General features: G+C 56.9%; 31 protein-coding genes. All 31 read left to right on the forward strand.

The window, feature by feature from the left end; translation table 11 throughout:
* Positions 1-5 precede the first annotated feature (5 nt).
* The 31 genes from tuf to rplQ all read left to right on the forward strand — a co-directional run bounded on the left by tuf (position 6) and on the right by rplQ (position 15,876).
* Entirely contained in the window at positions 6-1,193 is a 1,188-nt protein-coding gene (tuf, locus tag ACRTGH_RS08965; RefSeq protein WP_368847341.1) for an elongation factor Tu, read from the forward strand.
* Positions 1,194-1,378: 185 nt separating this feature from the next.
* Positions 1,379-1,690 (forward strand): 30S ribosomal protein S10, encoded by a 312-nt coding sequence (gene rpsJ / locus ACRTGH_RS08970; protein ID WP_438474231.1) that lies wholly within the window; start codon positions 1,379-1,381, stop codon positions 1,688-1,690.
* 15 nt (positions 1,691-1,705) lie between these two features.
* On the forward strand, positions 1,706-2,365 hold the full coding sequence (gene rplC, locus ACRTGH_RS08975; RefSeq protein ID WP_368847343.1) for a 50S ribosomal protein L3: 660 nt from the start codon (positions 1,706-1,708) through the stop codon (positions 2,363-2,365).
* A 23-nt stretch (positions 2,366-2,388) separates the two neighbouring features.
* Complete coding sequence (rplD, locus tag ACRTGH_RS08980; protein WP_368847344.1) at positions 2,389-3,012, forward strand: 50S ribosomal protein L4; 624 nt, start codon at positions 2,389-2,391, stop codon at positions 3,010-3,012.
* Complete coding sequence (rplW, locus tag ACRTGH_RS08985; RefSeq protein WP_368847345.1) at positions 3,012-3,293, forward strand: 50S ribosomal protein L23; 282 nt, start codon at positions 3,012-3,014, stop codon at positions 3,291-3,293. The genes rplD and rplW overlap by 1 nt, the downstream gene beginning before the upstream one ends.
* Before the next feature lie 24 nt (positions 3,294-3,317).
* Positions 3,318-4,142 (forward strand): 50S ribosomal protein L2, encoded by an 825-nt coding sequence (gene rplB, locus ACRTGH_RS08990; RefSeq protein ID WP_368847346.1) that lies wholly within the window; start codon positions 3,318-3,320, stop codon positions 4,140-4,142.
* A 55-nt stretch (positions 4,143-4,197) separates the two neighbouring features.
* Entirely contained in the window at positions 4,198-4,479 is a 282-nt protein-coding gene (gene rpsS, locus ACRTGH_RS08995; protein WP_009645084.1) for a 30S ribosomal protein S19, read from the forward strand.
* A 23-nt stretch (positions 4,480-4,502) separates the two neighbouring features.
* On the forward strand, positions 4,503-4,835 hold the full coding sequence (rplV, locus tag ACRTGH_RS09000) for a 50S ribosomal protein L22 (protein ID WP_368847347.1): 333 nt from the start codon (positions 4,503-4,505) through the stop codon (positions 4,833-4,835).
* 16 nt (positions 4,836-4,851) lie between these two features.
* Positions 4,852-5,523 (forward strand): 30S ribosomal protein S3, encoded by a 672-nt coding sequence (gene rpsC / locus ACRTGH_RS09005; RefSeq protein WP_368847348.1) that lies wholly within the window; start codon positions 4,852-4,854, stop codon positions 5,521-5,523.
* Complete coding sequence (gene rplP, locus ACRTGH_RS09010; protein WP_368847349.1) at positions 5,523-5,972, forward strand: 50S ribosomal protein L16; 450 nt, start codon at positions 5,523-5,525, stop codon at positions 5,970-5,972. The genes rpsC and rplP overlap by 1 nt, the downstream gene beginning before the upstream one ends.
* Positions 5,962-6,171, forward strand: coding sequence for a 50S ribosomal protein L29 (gene rpmC / locus ACRTGH_RS09015; protein ID WP_368847350.1), 210 nt, complete (start codon positions 5,962-5,964; stop codon positions 6,169-6,171). The genes rplP and rpmC overlap by 11 nt, the downstream gene beginning before the upstream one ends.
* Positions 6,172-6,201: 30 nt before the next feature.
* On the forward strand, positions 6,202-6,459 hold the full coding sequence (gene rpsQ / locus ACRTGH_RS09020; RefSeq protein WP_368847351.1) for a 30S ribosomal protein S17: 258 nt from the start codon (positions 6,202-6,204) through the stop codon (positions 6,457-6,459).
* Positions 6,460-6,491: 32 nt separating this feature from the next.
* Positions 6,492-6,860: a 50S ribosomal protein L14 gene (gene rplN / locus ACRTGH_RS09025; protein WP_368847352.1), complete on the forward strand. Its 369-nt coding sequence runs from the start codon at positions 6,492-6,494 to the stop codon at positions 6,858-6,860.
* A 14-nt stretch (positions 6,861-6,874) separates the two neighbouring features.
* Complete coding sequence (gene rplX, locus ACRTGH_RS09030; RefSeq protein ID WP_368847353.1) at positions 6,875-7,207, forward strand: 50S ribosomal protein L24; 333 nt, start codon at positions 6,875-6,877, stop codon at positions 7,205-7,207.
* A 21-nt stretch (positions 7,208-7,228) separates the two neighbouring features.
* The gene (gene rplE / locus ACRTGH_RS09035) at positions 7,229-7,768 is read left to right on the forward strand and encodes a 50S ribosomal protein L5 (RefSeq protein WP_368847354.1); all 540 of its coding nucleotides are present in this window, start codon (positions 7,229-7,231) and stop codon (positions 7,766-7,768) included.
* Positions 7,769-7,785: 17 nt separating this feature from the next.
* A complete protein-coding gene (locus ACRTGH_RS09040) occupies positions 7,786-7,971 on the forward strand; it encodes a type Z 30S ribosomal protein S14 (protein WP_368847355.1) in 186 nt (61 codons plus the stop codon).
* A 93-nt stretch (positions 7,972-8,064) separates the two neighbouring features.
* Positions 8,065-8,463, forward strand: coding sequence for a 30S ribosomal protein S8 (gene rpsH / locus ACRTGH_RS09045; RefSeq protein WP_368847356.1), 399 nt, complete (start codon positions 8,065-8,067; stop codon positions 8,461-8,463).
* A gap of 19 nt (positions 8,464-8,482) precedes the next feature.
* Positions 8,483-9,034 (forward strand): 50S ribosomal protein L6, encoded by a 552-nt coding sequence (gene rplF / locus ACRTGH_RS09050; RefSeq protein ID WP_368847357.1) that lies wholly within the window; start codon positions 8,483-8,485, stop codon positions 9,032-9,034.
* Between the two features lie 28 nt (positions 9,035-9,062).
* A complete protein-coding gene (rplR, locus tag ACRTGH_RS09055; protein ID WP_368847358.1) occupies positions 9,063-9,422 on the forward strand; it encodes a 50S ribosomal protein L18 in 360 nt (119 codons plus the stop codon).
* A 19-nt stretch (positions 9,423-9,441) separates the two neighbouring features.
* On the forward strand, positions 9,442-9,972 hold the full coding sequence (gene rpsE / locus ACRTGH_RS09060; RefSeq protein WP_438474238.1) for a 30S ribosomal protein S5: 531 nt from the start codon (positions 9,442-9,444) through the stop codon (positions 9,970-9,972).
* Between the two features lie 12 nt (positions 9,973-9,984).
* On the forward strand, positions 9,985-10,164 hold the full coding sequence (gene rpmD / locus ACRTGH_RS09065; protein WP_006191760.1) for a 50S ribosomal protein L30: 180 nt from the start codon (positions 9,985-9,987) through the stop codon (positions 10,162-10,164).
* 23 nt (positions 10,165-10,187) lie between these two features.
* Positions 10,188-10,628 carry a 50S ribosomal protein L15 gene (gene rplO, locus ACRTGH_RS09070; RefSeq protein ID WP_368847359.1) on the forward strand — a complete coding sequence of 147 codons (441 nt, stop codon included), beginning with the start codon at positions 10,188-10,190 and terminating at the stop codon, positions 10,626-10,628.
* Positions 10,629-11,885, forward strand: a complete 1,257-nt coding sequence (gene secY / locus ACRTGH_RS09075) for a preprotein translocase subunit SecY (RefSeq protein WP_368847360.1) — start codon at positions 10,629-10,631, stop codon at positions 11,883-11,885. It abuts the gene before it with no gap.
* Positions 11,886-11,897: 12 nt separating this feature from the next.
* Complete coding sequence (locus ACRTGH_RS09080; RefSeq protein WP_368847361.1) at positions 11,898-12,542, forward strand: adenylate kinase; 645 nt, start codon at positions 11,898-11,900, stop codon at positions 12,540-12,542.
* A gap of 180 nt (positions 12,543-12,722) precedes the next feature.
* Entirely contained in the window at positions 12,723-12,941 is a 219-nt protein-coding gene (gene infA / locus ACRTGH_RS09085) for a translation initiation factor IF-1 (protein WP_009645081.1), read from the forward strand.
* Positions 12,942-12,986: 45 nt separating this feature from the next.
* Entirely contained in the window at positions 12,987-13,100 is a 114-nt protein-coding gene (rpmJ, locus tag ACRTGH_RS09090) for a 50S ribosomal protein L36 (RefSeq protein WP_005842139.1), read from the forward strand.
* 14 nt (positions 13,101-13,114) lie between these two features.
* The gene (gene rpsM / locus ACRTGH_RS09095; RefSeq protein WP_368847362.1) at positions 13,115-13,489 is read left to right on the forward strand and encodes a 30S ribosomal protein S13; all 375 of its coding nucleotides are present in this window, start codon (positions 13,115-13,117) and stop codon (positions 13,487-13,489) included.
* 16 nt (positions 13,490-13,505) lie between these two features.
* On the forward strand, positions 13,506-13,898 hold the full coding sequence (rpsK, locus tag ACRTGH_RS09100) for a 30S ribosomal protein S11 (protein ID WP_368847363.1): 393 nt from the start codon (positions 13,506-13,508) through the stop codon (positions 13,896-13,898).
* An 18-nt stretch (positions 13,899-13,916) separates the two neighbouring features.
* Positions 13,917-14,510 (forward strand): 30S ribosomal protein S4, encoded by a 594-nt coding sequence (gene rpsD / locus ACRTGH_RS09105; RefSeq protein ID WP_368847364.1) that lies wholly within the window; start codon positions 13,917-13,919, stop codon positions 14,508-14,510.
* A 53-nt stretch (positions 14,511-14,563) separates the two neighbouring features.
* Entirely contained in the window at positions 14,564-15,523 is a 960-nt protein-coding gene (locus ACRTGH_RS09110) for a DNA-directed RNA polymerase subunit alpha (RefSeq protein WP_368847365.1), read from the forward strand.
* 14 nt (positions 15,524-15,537) lie between these two features.
* Positions 15,538-15,876, forward strand: a complete 339-nt coding sequence (gene rplQ / locus ACRTGH_RS09115; RefSeq protein WP_368847366.1) for a 50S ribosomal protein L17 — start codon at positions 15,538-15,540, stop codon at positions 15,874-15,876.
* The last annotated feature ends 57 nt before the right edge of the window (positions 15,877-15,933 follow it).

Genomic DNA, 15,933 nt, shown 5'->3' on the forward strand with positions numbered 1-15,933 from the left:
ACAATATGGCAAAGCAGAAGTTTGAGAGGAACAAGCCGCACGTCAACATCGGTACGATCGGTCACGTCGACCACGGCAAGACGACACTGACGGCAGCCATCACGAAGGTCCTGTCCAAGAAGGGCATGGCGCAGTTCGAGGACTACGCGGACATCGATAAGGCTCCGGAAGAGAGGGAGCGCGGCATCACGATCAACACGGCGCACGTTGAGTACGAGACGGAGAAGCGTCATTATGCGCACGTTGATTGCCCGGGCCACGCCGACTATGTCAAGAACATGATCACGGGCGCTGCCCAGATGGACGGTGCGATCCTCGTCGTCAGCGCTGCCGACGGCCCGATGCCGCAGACGCGTGAGCACATCCTGCTCGCCCGCCAGGTCGGCGTTCCCGCGATCGTTGTTTTCCTCAACAAGGTCGACCAGGTCGACGATCCCGAGCTTCTCGAGCTCGTCGAGATGGAAGTCCGCGACCTCCTCACGCAGTACGAGTTCCCCGGCGATGACATCCCGGTGATTGCAGGTTCGGCTCTGAAGGCTCTCGAGGACGATGCAGAGATGGAGAAGAAGATTCTCGAGCTCATGGATGCTGTCGATGAGTACATCCCGACGCCGACGCGCGACACGGAGAAGCCTTTCCTCATGCCGGTCGAGGACGTCTTCACGATCACGGGCCGCGGTACGGTCGCGACGGGTCGTGTGGAGCGCGGTGAGCTCAAGCTCAACGACACGGTTGAGATCGTCGGTCTCGAAGACAAGACGAAGTCGACGGTTGTCACGGGCATCGAGATGTTCCGCAAGATGCTCGACACGGCGGTTGCCGGCGACAACATCGGCGCTCTCTTGCGCGGCGTGGACCGCAAGGACATCGTCCGCGGCCAGGTTCTCGCGAAGCCCGGTTCGATCAACCCGCACACGAAGTTCAAGGCTCAGGTCTACGTTCTCAAGAAGGAAGAGGGCGGCCGCCATACGCCGTTCTTCACGAACTATCGTCCGCAGTTCTACTTCCGTACGACGGACGTCACGGGTGTTGTCCGCCTGCCTGAGGGCACGGAGATGGTCATGCCCGGCGACAACGTCGAGATGCAGGTCGAGCTCATCACGCCGATCGCCATTGAGAAGGGTCTGCGCTTCGCTATCCGCGAGGGCGGCCATACGGTTGGCGCCGGCCGCGTGACGGAAATCGAAGGCTGATTCCAATTCTATAAAGTCTTTTCTAAGGGCTGCGGTCTCGCAGCCCTTTATAAAGGCTTTTCATGGTTTTCATATTTTACAGCTCCCATGCGATGACGCGGCAGATGGCTCGGCGAAGAGGCCGAGGGAACTGTTGCGGAGAAATGTTTGGGCCATGGAGCCCGGACGACAAGGAGGAAAAAACATTGTCGAAACAGCAGAAAATCCGAATTCGTTTGAAGGCCTATGATCACAAGGCTCTCGATCAGAGCGCGGTCAGGATTGTTGATACCGCGAAGAAGACGGGCGCCATGGTGTCGGGTCCGATTCCGCTCCCCACGGAGAAGAATATTTACACGATCCTGCGCTCCCCACATGTCAACAAGGATTCGCGCGAGCAGTTCGAGATGCGCACGCACAAGCGCCTCATCGACATCCTCGAGCCTTCCAACAAGACGGTGGACGCACTGATGCGCCTCGACCTGCCGGCTGGGGTGGACATCGAGATCAAGCTGTAAGGGGAGGTGGAATTTATGGCTAAAGCTATTTTGGGAAGAAAACTTGGCATGACGCAGATCTTCACGGAAGAGGGCAAGGTCGTTCCTGTCACGGTCGTCGAGTCGGGCAACAATGTTGTCATCATGAACAAAACCGTGGAGAATGACGGCTACAATGCGGTTCAGATCGGCTTCGGTGATATCAAGGAGAAGAAGGTCACGAAACCTTTGAAGGGCCACTTCGCGAAAGCAGGAGTTGCTCCGGTCCGCTTCATCCGCGAAATGCGTCTGACTGATGCTTCGGAATATAATGTCGGTGATACCATCGGCGTTGACATATTTGCTGCCGGCGATCTCGTCGATGTGACGGGCACCTCGAAGGGCAAGGGGTTTGCCGGTACGATCAAGCGCCACAATTTCGCGCGCGGTCCTATGGGACACGGTTCGAAGTCGCATCGTGAACCCGGTTCGACGGGCGCGATGATCAGCGGCCACGGCGGCCGCGTTTTGAAGGGCAAGAAGCTTCCTGGCCAGATGGGTCATGAGAGGGTTACGGTGCAGCGGCTGAGCATCGTCCGTGTTGATGCGGAGCGCAATCTGCTTCTCATCAAGGGCGCCATCCCGGGCCCGAAGAAGGGGCTTGTCGTGGTTCGTGCCACGGTCAAGCCGAACAAGCCGAAAAAGGCGGAAAAATAATCTGGAAGGAGGATTGCTGACTTATGCCAAAAGTAGCAGTTTATAATAGCGCGAACCAGCAGGTTGGCGATATCGAATTGAGTGACAGCGTCTTTGGCGTGGAGATGAATGCAGGTCTTCTGCATCAGGCTGTCGTAATGCAGCTTGCCTCGCGCCGTCTCGGTACGCATTCCACGAAGACGCGCGGCCTTGTCCGCGGCGGTGGCAGGAAGCCTTGGAGACAGAAGGGCACGGGCCGTGCGAGAAGCGGCTCGACGCGTTCCCCGCTGTGGGTCGGCGGCGGCACGGTTTTCGGACCGCATCCGCGCTCGTATGCTTTCCGCATGCCGAAGAAGCAGCGTCGCCTTGCCATCAAGTGCGCGCTTTCGGACAAGGTGGCGAGCGGCGATTTCATCGTCCTGGACGATCTGGGCTTTGACGTGCCGAAGACGAAGAGCGTCGTCAAGATGCTCGGTGATTTCGGCGTCGATGCGAAGAGCCTCATCATCACGCTCGACGAGAACGAGAATGTGGAGCGCTCGGCGCGCAACATCCCGGGGGTCAAGGCGATCAATACGACGGGTCTCAACGTCTATGATATCCTGAACCACACGAAGCTTTTCATCACGAAGGCTGCCATAGAACGTATCGAGGAGGTGCTCGCATAATGGATGCACGTGATATCCTTATTCGTCCGCTGATTACGGAGAAGAGCACGCAGCTCATGGAGGAAGGCAAGTATGTCTTCGTCGTCGCCAAGAAGGCGAACAAGATCGAGATTGCCAAGGCCGTCGCCGCTATTTTCAAGGTGAAGGTTGCGGATGTCAATACGGTCAATGTTTCTGGCAAGGTAAAGCGCATGGGCCGTTTCGTCGGCAAGCGCTCGGATTATAAAAAGGCCATCGTGAAGCTCGCTCCGGGCGAGACGATCGAGTTCTTCCAGGCCTGAAACTGAGCAAAGGAGGTATAAAGAGTGGCAATCAAAAGTTTTAAACCATATTCTGCCGGCCGCAGGTTCATGACGGTTTCCTCGTTCGAGGAGATCACGACGGACAAGCCGGAGAAGTCCCTTGTCGAGAGCCTCAAGAATCATGGCGGCCGCAATCAGCAGGGACGTCTGACGGTGCGCCATCAGGGCGGCGGACATAAGCGCCGTTACCGCATCATCGACTTCAAGCGCACGAAGGACGGCATTCCGGCCCGCGTCGCGACGATCGAGTACGATCCGAACCGCAGCGCGCGCATCGCGCTTTTGAACTATGCGGACGGCGAGAAGCGCTATATCCTTGCGCCGAACGGCCTCAAGGTCGGGGACAAGGTGGAGTCGGGTCCCGAGGCGGACATCAAGACGGGCAACGCGCTTCCGCTCAAGAATATCCCGGTCGGTACGATGATCCACAATATCGAGATGAAGATCGGTAAGGGCGCACAGCTTGCGAGAAGTGCGGGCAGCGCTGTCCAGCTGATGGCTAAGGAAGGCGACTATGCGCTGCTGCGCCTGCCTTCGGGAGAAATCCGCAAGGTCCACGTGAACTGCCGTGCCACGATCGGCCAGGTCGGCAATCTTGAGCACGAAAACCTCACGATTGGCAAGGCGGGCCGCAATCGCTGGCTCGGCAAGCGTCCGGAGAACCGCGGCGTAGCGATGAACCCGAACGATCATCCGCATGGCGGCGGCGAGGGAAGAAGCCCGGTCGGCCGCAAGCATCCTGTTACGAAGTGGGGCAAGTGCGCGATGGGCGCAAAGACGCGCCGCAAGAAGGCGTCGGACAAGTTCATCGTGCGTGGCCGCAAGTAATTCGTGGATTGCAGGGCAGCCATTACAGGCTGCCTGAGCGGAAGGAGGATATATTTTGTCGAGATCAGTCAAGAAGGGACCTTTTGTACAAGAAAGTCTCGTGAAGAAAATTGACGCGCTCAATGCGGCGAACGACAAGAAGGTCGTGAAGACGTGGTCGAGGAGCTCTACGATCCTGCCGGATTTCGTAGGCCATACGATCGCCGTGCACGACGGCCGCAAGCACGTTCCTGTATATGTGACGGAAGATATGGTTGGCCATAAGCTCGGGGAATTCGCTCCGACGCGTACGTTCAAGGGCCATGCCGGCGAGGAGAGGAAGACTTCGCTGAGATAAGAGCGAAAGGAGGCATTTTCCCTTTGGAAGCAAAAGCTACAGCCAAGTATGTACGGATTGCGCCGCGCAAGGTGCGTGTCGTCATGGATCTCATCCGTGGCAAGAACATCGCCGACGCTTTCGCAATTCTGAAGTTCACGCCGAAGGTCGGCGCGGACGTAATAGAGAAGGTATTGAAATCCGCTGTTTCCAATGCCGAGAACAATTTCGACATGAACGTCGACAATCTCTATGTCAAGACGGCGTTCGTCGACCAGGGCCCGACGCTCAAGCGCATCCACCCGCGCTCCCGTGGGCAGGCGTTCAAGATCTTGAAGCGCACGTCCCATGTAACTGTCGCCGTGGAAGAAAGATGAGGAGGAGGGAAACGGTTTGGGCCAGAAAGTAAATCCGAACGGCATCCGCATCGGCATTGTCAAGACCTGGGATGCAAAATGGTATGCAGACAAGGATTTTTCAGACAACCTGCATGAAGATATCAAGATTCGTAAGTATTTGAAGGACAGCCTCGGCGCTGCGGGCGTCTCGAAGATTGAGACGGAGCGCTCGAAGAACCGCCTGAAGCTCACGATCCATACGGCGAAGCCGGGCATGGTCATCGGCCGCGGCGGCTCGGGCATCGAGCAGATCAAGGAAGGTCTCAAGGGCAAGACGGACAAGACGATCGACATCAATATTTCTGAGATCGGCAAGCCGGATCTCGATGCGACGCTTGTGGCAGAGAACATCGCCCAGCAGCTTGAGCGCCGCATTGCTTTCCGCCGCGCGATGAAGCAGGCGGTCGGCCGCACGATGCGTCTCGGGGCAAAGGGAATCAAGGTCAAGGTTTCCGGTCGTCTTGGCGGCGCGGAAATCGCCAGGAGCGAGGCATATCGCGAGGGCAGCATTCCGCTGCACACGCTGCGTGCCGATATCGACTACGGTACGGCGGAGGCCCGCACGACGTACGGGCGCATCGGCGTCAAGGTCTGGATATTCAAGGGCGAAATCCTTCCAGATAAGAAGCAGTCGCAGAGGGCTGCCGCTGAAGGGAGCGAAGCTTAATGTTATTACCGAAGAGAGTCAAATACCGCAAGCAGTTTCGCGGCCGTATGAAGGGCAAGGCGCATCGCGGCAACACGGTCAGCCATGGCGAGTTCGGCCTGGTGGCGCTGGAGCCGGCTTGGATCACGAACCGCCAGATCGAGGCTGCACGTATTGCAATGACGCGCTACATCAAGCGCGGCGGCAAGGTCTGGATCAAGATTTTTCCGGACAAGCCGGTTACGGCCAAGCCGGCCGAGACCCGCATGGGCAGCGGCAAGGGTTCGCCGGAGTACTGGGTCTGCGTCGTGAAGCCCGGCCGCGTCCTCTTCGAGATGAACGGCGTTTCTAAGGAAGTGGCGATGGAGGCCATGCGCCTTGCAGGCCATAAGCTGCCGATTCGTACGAAGTTCGTCACGCGCGAGGAGTCACTGAAAGCAGCAGAGGGCGGTGAAGCAAATGAAGGTTAATGAGATACGCGGCTTGAATGCCGGGGAACTCGGCGAGAAGCTCGCTTCCTTAAAGGAGGAACTGTTTAACCTCCGTTTCCAGCACGCTACTGGCCAGTTGGAGAATCCGATGCGTATCAAGGAAGTCAAGAAGTCGATCGCCCGCATCAAGACGGTGCAGCGCGAGATGGAAGGCCAGGCCGTGTATTCGGCGAAGTAATGTTGATATGCAGAGGAAGGAGGCTCCGCAATGAGCGATAGAAATGAACGCAAGACGAGAGTCGGCAAGGTCGTGAGCGACAAGATGGACAAGACGGTCGTCGTTGCCGTTGTCGACATTGAGCAGCATAAGCTCTATAAGAAGGCCGTCAAGAAGACGGTGAAGTTCCAGGCGCACGACGAGAACAACGAGGCGCATGTCGGCGACACGGTGGCCCTGATGGAAACCCGCCCGCTCTCGAAGCATAAGCACTGGAGAGTCGTGAAGATCGTCGAGAGGGCGAAGTAAGCTTCGGCTGTCTCGAAAAGGAGGTCCATACATTGATTCAACAGCAGACCATGCTGAATGTTGGCGACAATACGGGCGCGAAAGAGATCATGTGCATCCGCGTGCTCGGCGGCTCGTACCGCAAGTATGCCAACATCGGTGATGTTATCGTGGCTGCCGTGAAGGCAGCAGCCCCGGGCGGCACGGTCAAGAAGGGCGATGTCGTGAAGGCTGTCGTTGTTCGCAGCGTCAAGGGCATTCGCCGTCAGGACGGCTCGTACATCCGCTTTGACGAGAACGCCGCCGTGCTCATCAAGGAAGACAAGACGCCGAGAGGCACCCGTATTTTTGGCCCTGTGGCCAGGGAGCTGCGCGAGAAGGATTTCATGAAGATTGTTTCCTTGGCTCCTGAAGTTCTTTGATAGGAGGCGCTATTTTGTCACAGGTGAAACTGCATGTAAAGAAAGGCGACACGGTCGTCGTCCTCGCAGGCAAGGATAAAGGCAAGCAGGGCAAGATCGTCGAGGCTCTGCCGAAAAAGGGCAAGGTCATCGTCGAGGGCGTGAACAAGGTGAAGCGTCATACGAAGCCGAGCCAAAAGTATCCGCAGGGCGGCATCATCCAGAAGGAAAGCCCGCTGAACTCCTGCAAGGTTATGCTCGTCTGCCCGGCTTGCCAGAAGGCTACGCGCACGGGCAAGAAGGAAGTCAACGGCAAGATGGTTCGCGCCTGCAAGAAGTGCGGCGAAGTCATCGACCAGACGAAATAAGCGAGGAAGGAGGAGCACGGTTTGGAAAGATTAAAGGAAAAGTACCAGAAGGAAGTTGTGCCTGAGCTTACGAAGAAGTTCGGCTACAAGAACATCATGCAGCTTCCGAAGATCGAGAAGGTCATCATCAACATGGGTGTCGGCGAGGCTGTCGCGAACCCCAAGGCGCTCGACGCTGCTGTCAACGATCTGACGATCATCGCAGGCCAGAAGCCCATCCTGACGCGCGCGAAGAAGTCGCTTGCGGCATGGAAGCTCAGGGAAGGCATGCCGATCGGCACGAAGGTCACGCTGCGCGGCACGCGCATGTACCAGTTCCTCGATAAGTTCATGAACGTCGCACTGCCGCGCGTCCGCGACTTCCGCGGCGTGAGCAGCAAGGCTTTTGACGGCCGCGGCAATTATGCAGTCGGTCTCAAGGAGCAGCTCATCTTCCCGGAGATTGAGTATGATAAGATCGATAAGCTGCGCGGCATGAACATCGTCATTGTCACGACAGCGGAAAAGGACGAAGAGGCGCGCGAGCTCCTGAGGCTCATGGGCATGCCTTTCAACGCTTGAAGAAGGAGGTATGAGCTATGGCGAAGAAATCGATGATCGAGAAGTGGAGCAAACAGCCGAAGTTCAAGGTACGCCAGCACAACCGCTGCAAGATCTGCGGCCGTCCGCATGGCTACATGAGGAAGTTCGACATGTGCCGTATCTGCTTCCGTGAGCAGAGCTACAACGGCGCGATTCCCGGCGTGACGAAAGCCAGCTGGTGATGAGGCTGCCCCCGAGAGGGCAGGACATAGGGAAGGCGTTTTCCTGAAAAAGCGCATTTCCCCTGAAAGTATGAAAGGGAGGATATCGGTTCCATGGTAATGACTGATCCTATTGCAGATATGCTGACACGTTTGCGCAATGCAAACTCTGTTTACCACTCCAAGGTGAACATCCCGGCTTCCAAGATCAAGAAGGCGATTGCCGAGGTCTTGAAGGAAGAGGGCTTCATCAAGGATTACACCTTCAGCGAGGACCAGAAGCAGGGCGTTTTGACGCTTTTCCTCAAGTACGGTCCCGAGCGTGAGAAGGTCATCACGGGCATCAAGCGCATCTCGAAGCCTGGTCTTCGCGCCTACGCGAAGCGCGACGAGCTGCCGCGGGTTCTCGGCGGCCTCGGCATCGCCATCATCTCCACCTCGAAGGGGATCATGAGCGACAAGGAAGCACGCAAGGCAGGCCTTGGCGGCGAAGTTGTCGCCTACGTCTGGTAAATCGTCTGGAGGTGAAAAGATGTCAAGAATTGGCAGAGCACCGATTGATATCCCGTCCGGCGTAACCGTCAAGATCGAGGATGTCAACAAGGTGACAGTAAAGGGTCCGAAAGGCGAGCTTTTCCGCGAGCTTCATCCGGACATGAAGATCAAGGTCGAGGGCAATGTTCTCACTGTGGAACGCCCGTCGGATGATAAGGAGCACCGCTCTCTGCACGGCCTCACGCGCACGCTCATCCATAACATGGTCGTCGGTGTGACGGACGGTTTCAAGAAGACGCTCGAGATCAACGGCGTCGGCTACCGTGCCGCGAAGCAGGGCAAGAACCTCAATCTTTCGCTTGGTTTCTCCCATCCCGTCATTGTCGAGCCGCCCGAGGGCATCACGCTCGAGGCGCCGAGTGCGACGAGCATCATTGTTTCGGGAATTGACAAGGAAGCTGTCGGCGCAGTCGCCGCGAAGATTCGCAGCTATCGTCTGCCTGAACCGTACAAGGGCAAGGGCATCAAGTACGAGGGCGAGCACATCCGCCGCAAGGTCGGTAAGGCTGGCGCCAAGGCCAAGAAATAAGGCAGCTTGAAGGAAAGGAGTGACCATAGTGCTGATCAAGGCAGATAAGAACAAGGCCAGGCAGAAGCGCCACCTGAGGGTCAGGAACCACGTTTCCGGCACGGCAGAGCGTCCGCGCCTGAACGTATACAGAAGCCTCGCGAACATCTATGCACAGGTGATCGATGATGAAAAGGGCGTAACGCTCGTTGCGGCAAGTTCCAAGGACAAGGATTTTTCGGGCTATGGCGGAAACGTCGAGGCAGCGAAGGCCGTCGGCGCCGCTGTTGCAAAGCGTGCCATCGAGAAGGGCATCACCGAGGTTGTCTTTGACCGCGGAGGCTACATCTACCATGGCCGCGTCGCGGCGCTCGCAGAGGCAGCGCGCGAAGCAGGCCTTAAATTCTGACTTGCAAGGAGGTAAATGAATGGCTAGAATGGACAGGGACCGTGACAGGGACCGGGACAGGAACAATGAGACTCCCGAGTTCGAGGAGAAGGTCGTCTATATCAACCGCGTCGCCAAGGTCGTCAAGGGCGGACGCCGTTTCTCCTTCAGTGCCCTCGTAGTCGTGGGCAACAAGAAGGGCAAGGTCGGCGCAGGCCTCGGCAAGGCAAGCGAGGTGCCGGAGGCAATCCGTAAGGGCATCGAGGACGCGAAGAAGAATCTCATCGAGGTTTCCCTGAAGGATACGACAATCCCGCATGAGATGATCGGTATTTTCGGTGCAGGCCGCGTGCTCTTGAAGCCCGCTGCGAAAGGTACCGGCGTCATCGCCGGAGGTCCTGCGCGCGCCGTCTTGGAGCTTGCAGGCATCCGTGACATCCTCACGAAATCCTTGGGATCGTCGAACCCGAACAACATGGTTCGTGCAACGGTCAAGGGGCTCGAACAGCTCAAACGTGCCGAGGCTGTGGCTGAACTGCGCGGCAAGACGGTGCAGGAACTTTTGGGTTAAGGAGGAACTTCCATGGCAAAGGTTAAGATTACCCTTACGAGAAGCCTCATCGGCCGTCCCGAGACACAGAGAGCTACGGTTCGTTCGCTCGGGCTCAGGAAGCTCAATTCGTCGGTGGAGCGTGAGATGAACGATGCGCTCAAGGGACAGATCCATAAGGTGGAACATCTCGTAAAGGTCGAGAATATCTGAGAAGAACAAGGAGGTGCAAGCACATGAAGTTACATGAATTGTCCCCCGCGGAGGGCTCGAAGAAGACGCGCAACCGCGTGGGCCGCGGCATCGGCAGCGGCAACGGCAAGACCGCAGGACGCGGCCACAAGGGCCAGAAGTCGAGGAGCGGCGGCGGCGTCCGCACGGGTTTTGAAGGCGGGCAGATGCCTCTTTACCGCAGGCTTCCGAAACGCGGCTTCAAGAACGTGTTCCGCAAGATTTACGCAGAGGTCAATGTCGAGACGCTGAACCGTTTCGATGACGGCGCTGTCGTCGATCCCGTCGCGCTCGTCGAACTGGGCATCCTGAAGAATGTCCGCGACGGCATTCGCATCCTCGGCAAGGGCGAGCTTACGAAGAAACTCACGGTTCGCGCCAACGGCTTCACGAAGTCGGCAGAGGAGAAGATTGCGGCAGCAGGCGGAAAAATCGAGGTGATCTGATTGTTTGCAGCTCTTGCGAACATCTACAAGATTCCGGAACTGAGGCAGAAGATCATCTTCACGCTCGTCATGTTCGCCGTGTTCCGCCTCGGAACGCATATCCCTGTTCCGGGCGTCGATCCTTCGGCCATCGAGCAGCTTTTTGCTACGGGCAACTTGTTCGGCCTGCTGGATCTCTTTTCCGGCGGTGCATTCAGCAAGTTTTCCATCTTTGCGATGAGCATCACGCCTTACATCAACGCATCGATCATCATGCAGCTTCTCACGGTTGTCATCCCGACTTTGGAGCAATGGTCCAAAGAGGGGCAGGAAGGGCATAAGAAAACGACGAAGGTCACCCGCTACCTGACAGTGGCACTCGCATTTTTTCAGGCGATCGGCATGTCGATCGGTCTGAAACAAGCTATTCTCAACCCCAATCCCGTCTCAATCCTGATCGTTGCGATCACCTTGACGGCGGGCACCATTTTCCTGATGTGGCTCGGTGAACAGATTACGACGAACGGCGTCGGCAACGGCATATCGCTCATTATCTTCGCCGGTATCGTGGCGGCTTTGCCGAAGAACCTCGGGACGATCTACAGTTATTTGCAGGCAGGGACGATCAGCTATTTTAATGCGCTCGTCTTTGGCGTCATCGCCCTGGCGATGATTGTGTTTGTCATCTATATCCAAGAAGGCAATCGCAGAATCCCTATTTCCTATGCGAAAAGGGTTGTCGGAAAGAAAACCTATGGCGGAAGTTCCAGCCATATCCCGCTGAAGGTCAACCATGCGGGAGTTATTCCAATTATCTTTGCGTCATCCGTGCTGATGTTTCCAGTAACCGTTGCCCAGTTTATAGAAGTTCCCTGGGTGACCACACTTGCCGGTTATTTTGCGTGGGGCACACCGCTGCAGACGACGATCTACGCGCTGCTCATTCTTTTCTTCACGTATTTTTATACCGCGGTTACTGTAAAGATATCGGATATGGCAGAGAATCTGAAAAAATACGGTGGCTTCATCCCCGGCATACGCCCGGGCAAGCCAACGGAAGAATATCTCGATAATGTCATGACGCGCATCACGCTGGCCGGTGCTTTCTTCCTGGCCTTTATCGCTATACTGCCGAACCTCGTTGCGGGGGCGACCCACATCGAGGGTGTGTACTTCGGCGGTACGGCATTGCTCATCGTCGTCGGAGTTGCGCTGAACACGATGAAGCAGATTGAGTCCATGGTGGTTATGCGCCATTACCAAGGTTTCATGAAATAGGAGGATCCGTCGATGCATATCCTGTTAATGGGGCCGCCGGGTGCCGGCAAAGGCACGCAGGCAGCCAACCTCGTGAAAGAGTTCGATATTCCCCATATCTCGACGGGCGACATGTTCCGCGCCGCCGTGAAGGAGGGAACGGAGCTGGGCAAGCAGGCAAAGGCCTGCATGGATGCCGGAAAGCTCGTTCCGGACGAGGTCACGATCGGTATTGTGAAGGAACGTCTCGCGAAGCCCGACTGCAAAAAGGGCTTCATCCTCGACGGCTTTCCGCGCACGGTGGAGCAGGCCGACGCCCTCACGGGCATCCTGAAGGATCTCGGTCTATCCCTCTCTTGTGTTCTCAACATCAACGTGCCGGCAGCTGACCTCATCGAGCGCGCCGTGGGGCGCCGCATCTGCAAGACCTGCGGCGCGACCTACCATGTGAAGTTCAATCCGCCCCGCAGGGAAGCGGTTTGCGACACATGCAGCGGCGACCTTTTCCAGCGCGCGGACGACAGCGAGGAGACGATGAAGAACCGTCTCTCCGTTTACGAGGCACAGACGAAACCCTTGATCGACTACTACGAGAAGGCCGGTGTTTACCGGGAAATCGACGGCCGCCAGGCCATCGACAAGGTGAAGGCCGACATGATCAAAGTCCTTAAGGGCTGAGGCTTCGTCAACAGCCACCGAACGATAAAGACGCCGGGCTCGTCTGCGGCGTCAAAGAGGGAGCCGCGGGCTCCCCGAAGACAATACGATGTTGGGCATGGGCAATTTCACCAGCGGAACGCTCCTTTGATGGATCATGGATAGCTTTCGCCCAACCCAATTTCAGAGAGGGAGAAGCTCATGTCAAAACAAGATGTAATCGAAGTGGAAGGCAAGGTGCTGGAAGCGCTGCCTAACGCGATGTTTCAAGTCGAGCTGGAAAACGGTCACGTCGTCCTGGCGCATGTCTCGGGAAAGATTCGCATGAATTTCATCCGCATCCTCCCCGGGGACAAAGTCACGATCGAGCTTACGCCTTACGATTTGACGCGCGGCCGCATCACCTATCGTTTTAAGTAGACGCAGCCGCTTTTCGGCAGGCAGCGCAGAAGGAGGCAAAGTGCAATGAAAGTCAAGCCGTCCGTCAAACGGATTTGCGAGAAATGCAAGATCATCAAGCGCAAGGGCCGTGTCATGGTCATTTGCGAAAACCCGAAGCATAAGCAGAGACAAGGTTAAGGAGGTGCTTTTCTATGGCACGTATCGCCGGTGTGGATTTACCGCGTGACAAAAGAATCGAGATTGCTTTGACATATATTTATGGGATCGGTCTGACGACGTCCCAGAAACTCTTGAAGGTGGCGGGCGTCAACCCCGACACGCGCACGCGCGACCTGACGGAGGACGAGGTCGTGAAGCTGCGCGACGTCATCGACAAGGAAGCGATCGTCGAGGGCGACCTGCGCCGTGAGCGCCAGATGGCAATCAAGCGTCTCGTCGATATCGGCTGCTACCGCGGCCGCCGTCACCGCTTGGGACTTCCCGTGCGCGGACAGAACACGAAGAACAACGCCCGCACGCGCAAAGGCCCCCGCAAGGCCATCGCAGGCAAGAAGAAGGATAAATAAAAGGGAGGGTCATTGAGTGGCAGTAAAGAAAACGACGCGGACGAAGAAAAGAGACCGCAAGAACATCGAATATGGCGTTGCACATATCAGCTCCACTTTCAACAACACGATCGTCACGCTGACGGACAAGAGCGGCAATGCCCTCTCTTGGGCGAGCGCGGGCGGCCTCGGCTTCCGCGGCTCCCGTAAGAGCACGCCTTTTGCAGCGCAGATGGCGGCAGAGGTTGCGGCGAAGGCCGCGATGGAACACGGCCTGAAGCAGGTCGAGGTCTATGTCAAGGGTCCGGGCGCCGGCCGCGAGGCTGCGATTCGTTCCTTGCAGGCAACGGGCCTCGAGGTCAACATGATCAAGGACGTTACCCCGATTCCGCACAACGGCTGCCGTCCGCCGAAGCGCAGAAGAGTTTAATGGAGGTGCAGAAGAAATATGGCAATTGATAGAGTCGCTTCCCTCAAAAGGTGCCGCGCTCTCGGCATCGAGCCGGGCATGGTCGGCATCAGCCGCCAGTCCAAGCGTCAGCCGCGCCGCCAGGCTCGCAAGGTCAGCGAGTACGGCATGCAGCTCAAGGAAAAGCAAAAGGCGAAGTTCATCTACGGTGTTCTTGAGAAGCAGTTCCGCAAGTATTATGAGAAGGCGAAGACGATGCCCGGTGTTACGGGTGAAAACCTTCTCGGCCTTTTGGAGCGCCGCATCGACAACGTCGTGTATCGCCTCGGCCTTGCCCAGACGCGCAAGCAGGCGCGCCAGCTCGTGACGCATGGACATATTCTCGTGAACGGCAAGCGCCTCGACATCCCATCCGCGCTGATCAAGGCGGAGGACGAGATCACGATTGACGAGAAGAGCCGTTCCAATGCTTTCTTCAAGTCCTTGGCGGAGAATTACAACTCCCTGAGCGTCCCCGCATGGCTTTCGGCCGACGGCGCAAAGCTCAGCGGCACGGTCACGCGCTTCCCGAACCGCGATGAGATCGACGTTCCCGTGAATGAGCAGGCTATCGTCGAGCTGTACTCCAGATAATCTCTTGATGAATATTGTCATTGCATGAGAATTATGGAGGAGGGTTATCCCAGATGATCGAGATCGAGAAGCCAAAGATCGAGATAGTAGAAATCAGCGAAGATAATCGTTATGGGAAGTTCGTCTGCGAGCCTTTGGAGCGTGGCTACGGCACGACCCTCGGCAACAGCCTGCGGCGCATCCTCTTGTCGTCCTTGCCGGGCGCCGCGATCACTTCAATCCGTATCGACGGCGTTCTGCATGAGTTTTCCACGATTCCGGGCGTCCGGGACGATGTGACGAACATCGTGCTGAACCTCAAGTCGCTCTGCCTCAAGATGCACAGTGAGGAGCCGCATGCTCTGCGCCTTGACATCACAGGCGAGAAAGAGGTCACAGCGGCGGACATCGTCACTGACCCCGATGTGGAGATCTTGAATCCCGAGCTTCATATCGCGACGCTCAACGAGGACGGCGAACTGCATATGGAGATGATGGTCGAGCGCGGCAAGGGCTATGTGGCCGCTGAGAAGAACAAAAAAGCCGATCATGTCATCGGTGTCATTCCCATCGATTCCATTTTTTCACCGATTCAGCGTGTGAACTACACGGTGCAGGACACCCGCGTGGGAAATGTCACGGACTATGACAAGCTGATCCTCGAGGTCTGGACGGATGGCTCCATCCGCCCGGAGGAGGGTGTAAGCCGTGCGGCGGGCATCCTCATCTCCCATTTCAAGCTTTTCCAGAACATGGCAGGCATTCCTGAAATCGAGGAGGAGGAGGAGATTTCTTCCCCTGAGCCTGAAGAGCCGGACGCCTCGAAGGTGTTGGAGATGACGATCGAGGATCTCGACCTTTCCGTCCGTTCCTTCAACTGCTTGAAGCGCGCGAACATCAATACGGTAGAGGATCTCGTCTCCAAGACGGAAGAGGATATGATGAAGGTCAGGAACCTTGGCAGGAAATCCCTGGAAGAGGTCAAGAAGAAGCTTGAGGAACTTGACTTGTCATTGAAGAAAGAAGAAGAATAAGTGAGGGAAAAACCATGAGCTACAGAAAATTAGGGCGTAACTCGAGTGCCCGCAAGGCACTCTTCCGCAGCATCCTGGCCTCCTTCTTCAAGCATGAGCGCATCGAGACGACGGAAGCGAAGGCGAAGGAAATTCGCGGCCTCGCTGAAAAGCTCATCACGCTGGCAAAGCGTGGTGACCTTTCCGCTCGACGTCAGGCGATTGCCGATCTTGGCGATGAAGAAGCAGTAAGGAAGCTCTTTAGCGATATTGCAGGCAAGTATACGGACCGTCAGGGTGGCTACACGCGCATCCTGAAGCTCGGCCCCCGTCGCGGCGATGCCGCGCCGATGGCGCTTTTGGAGCTGGTCTGAGACTGGACTGAAAAAGAATAGGAAAAGAGGCCGCAGCGCGGGAAGACAAACGTCTTT

Origin of the sequence: Selenomonas oralis (genome assembly GCF_051603425.1) — a bacterium.
Classification (GTDB): Bacteria; Bacillota; Negativicutes; order Selenomonadales; family Selenomonadaceae; genus Selenomonas; species Selenomonas sputigena_A.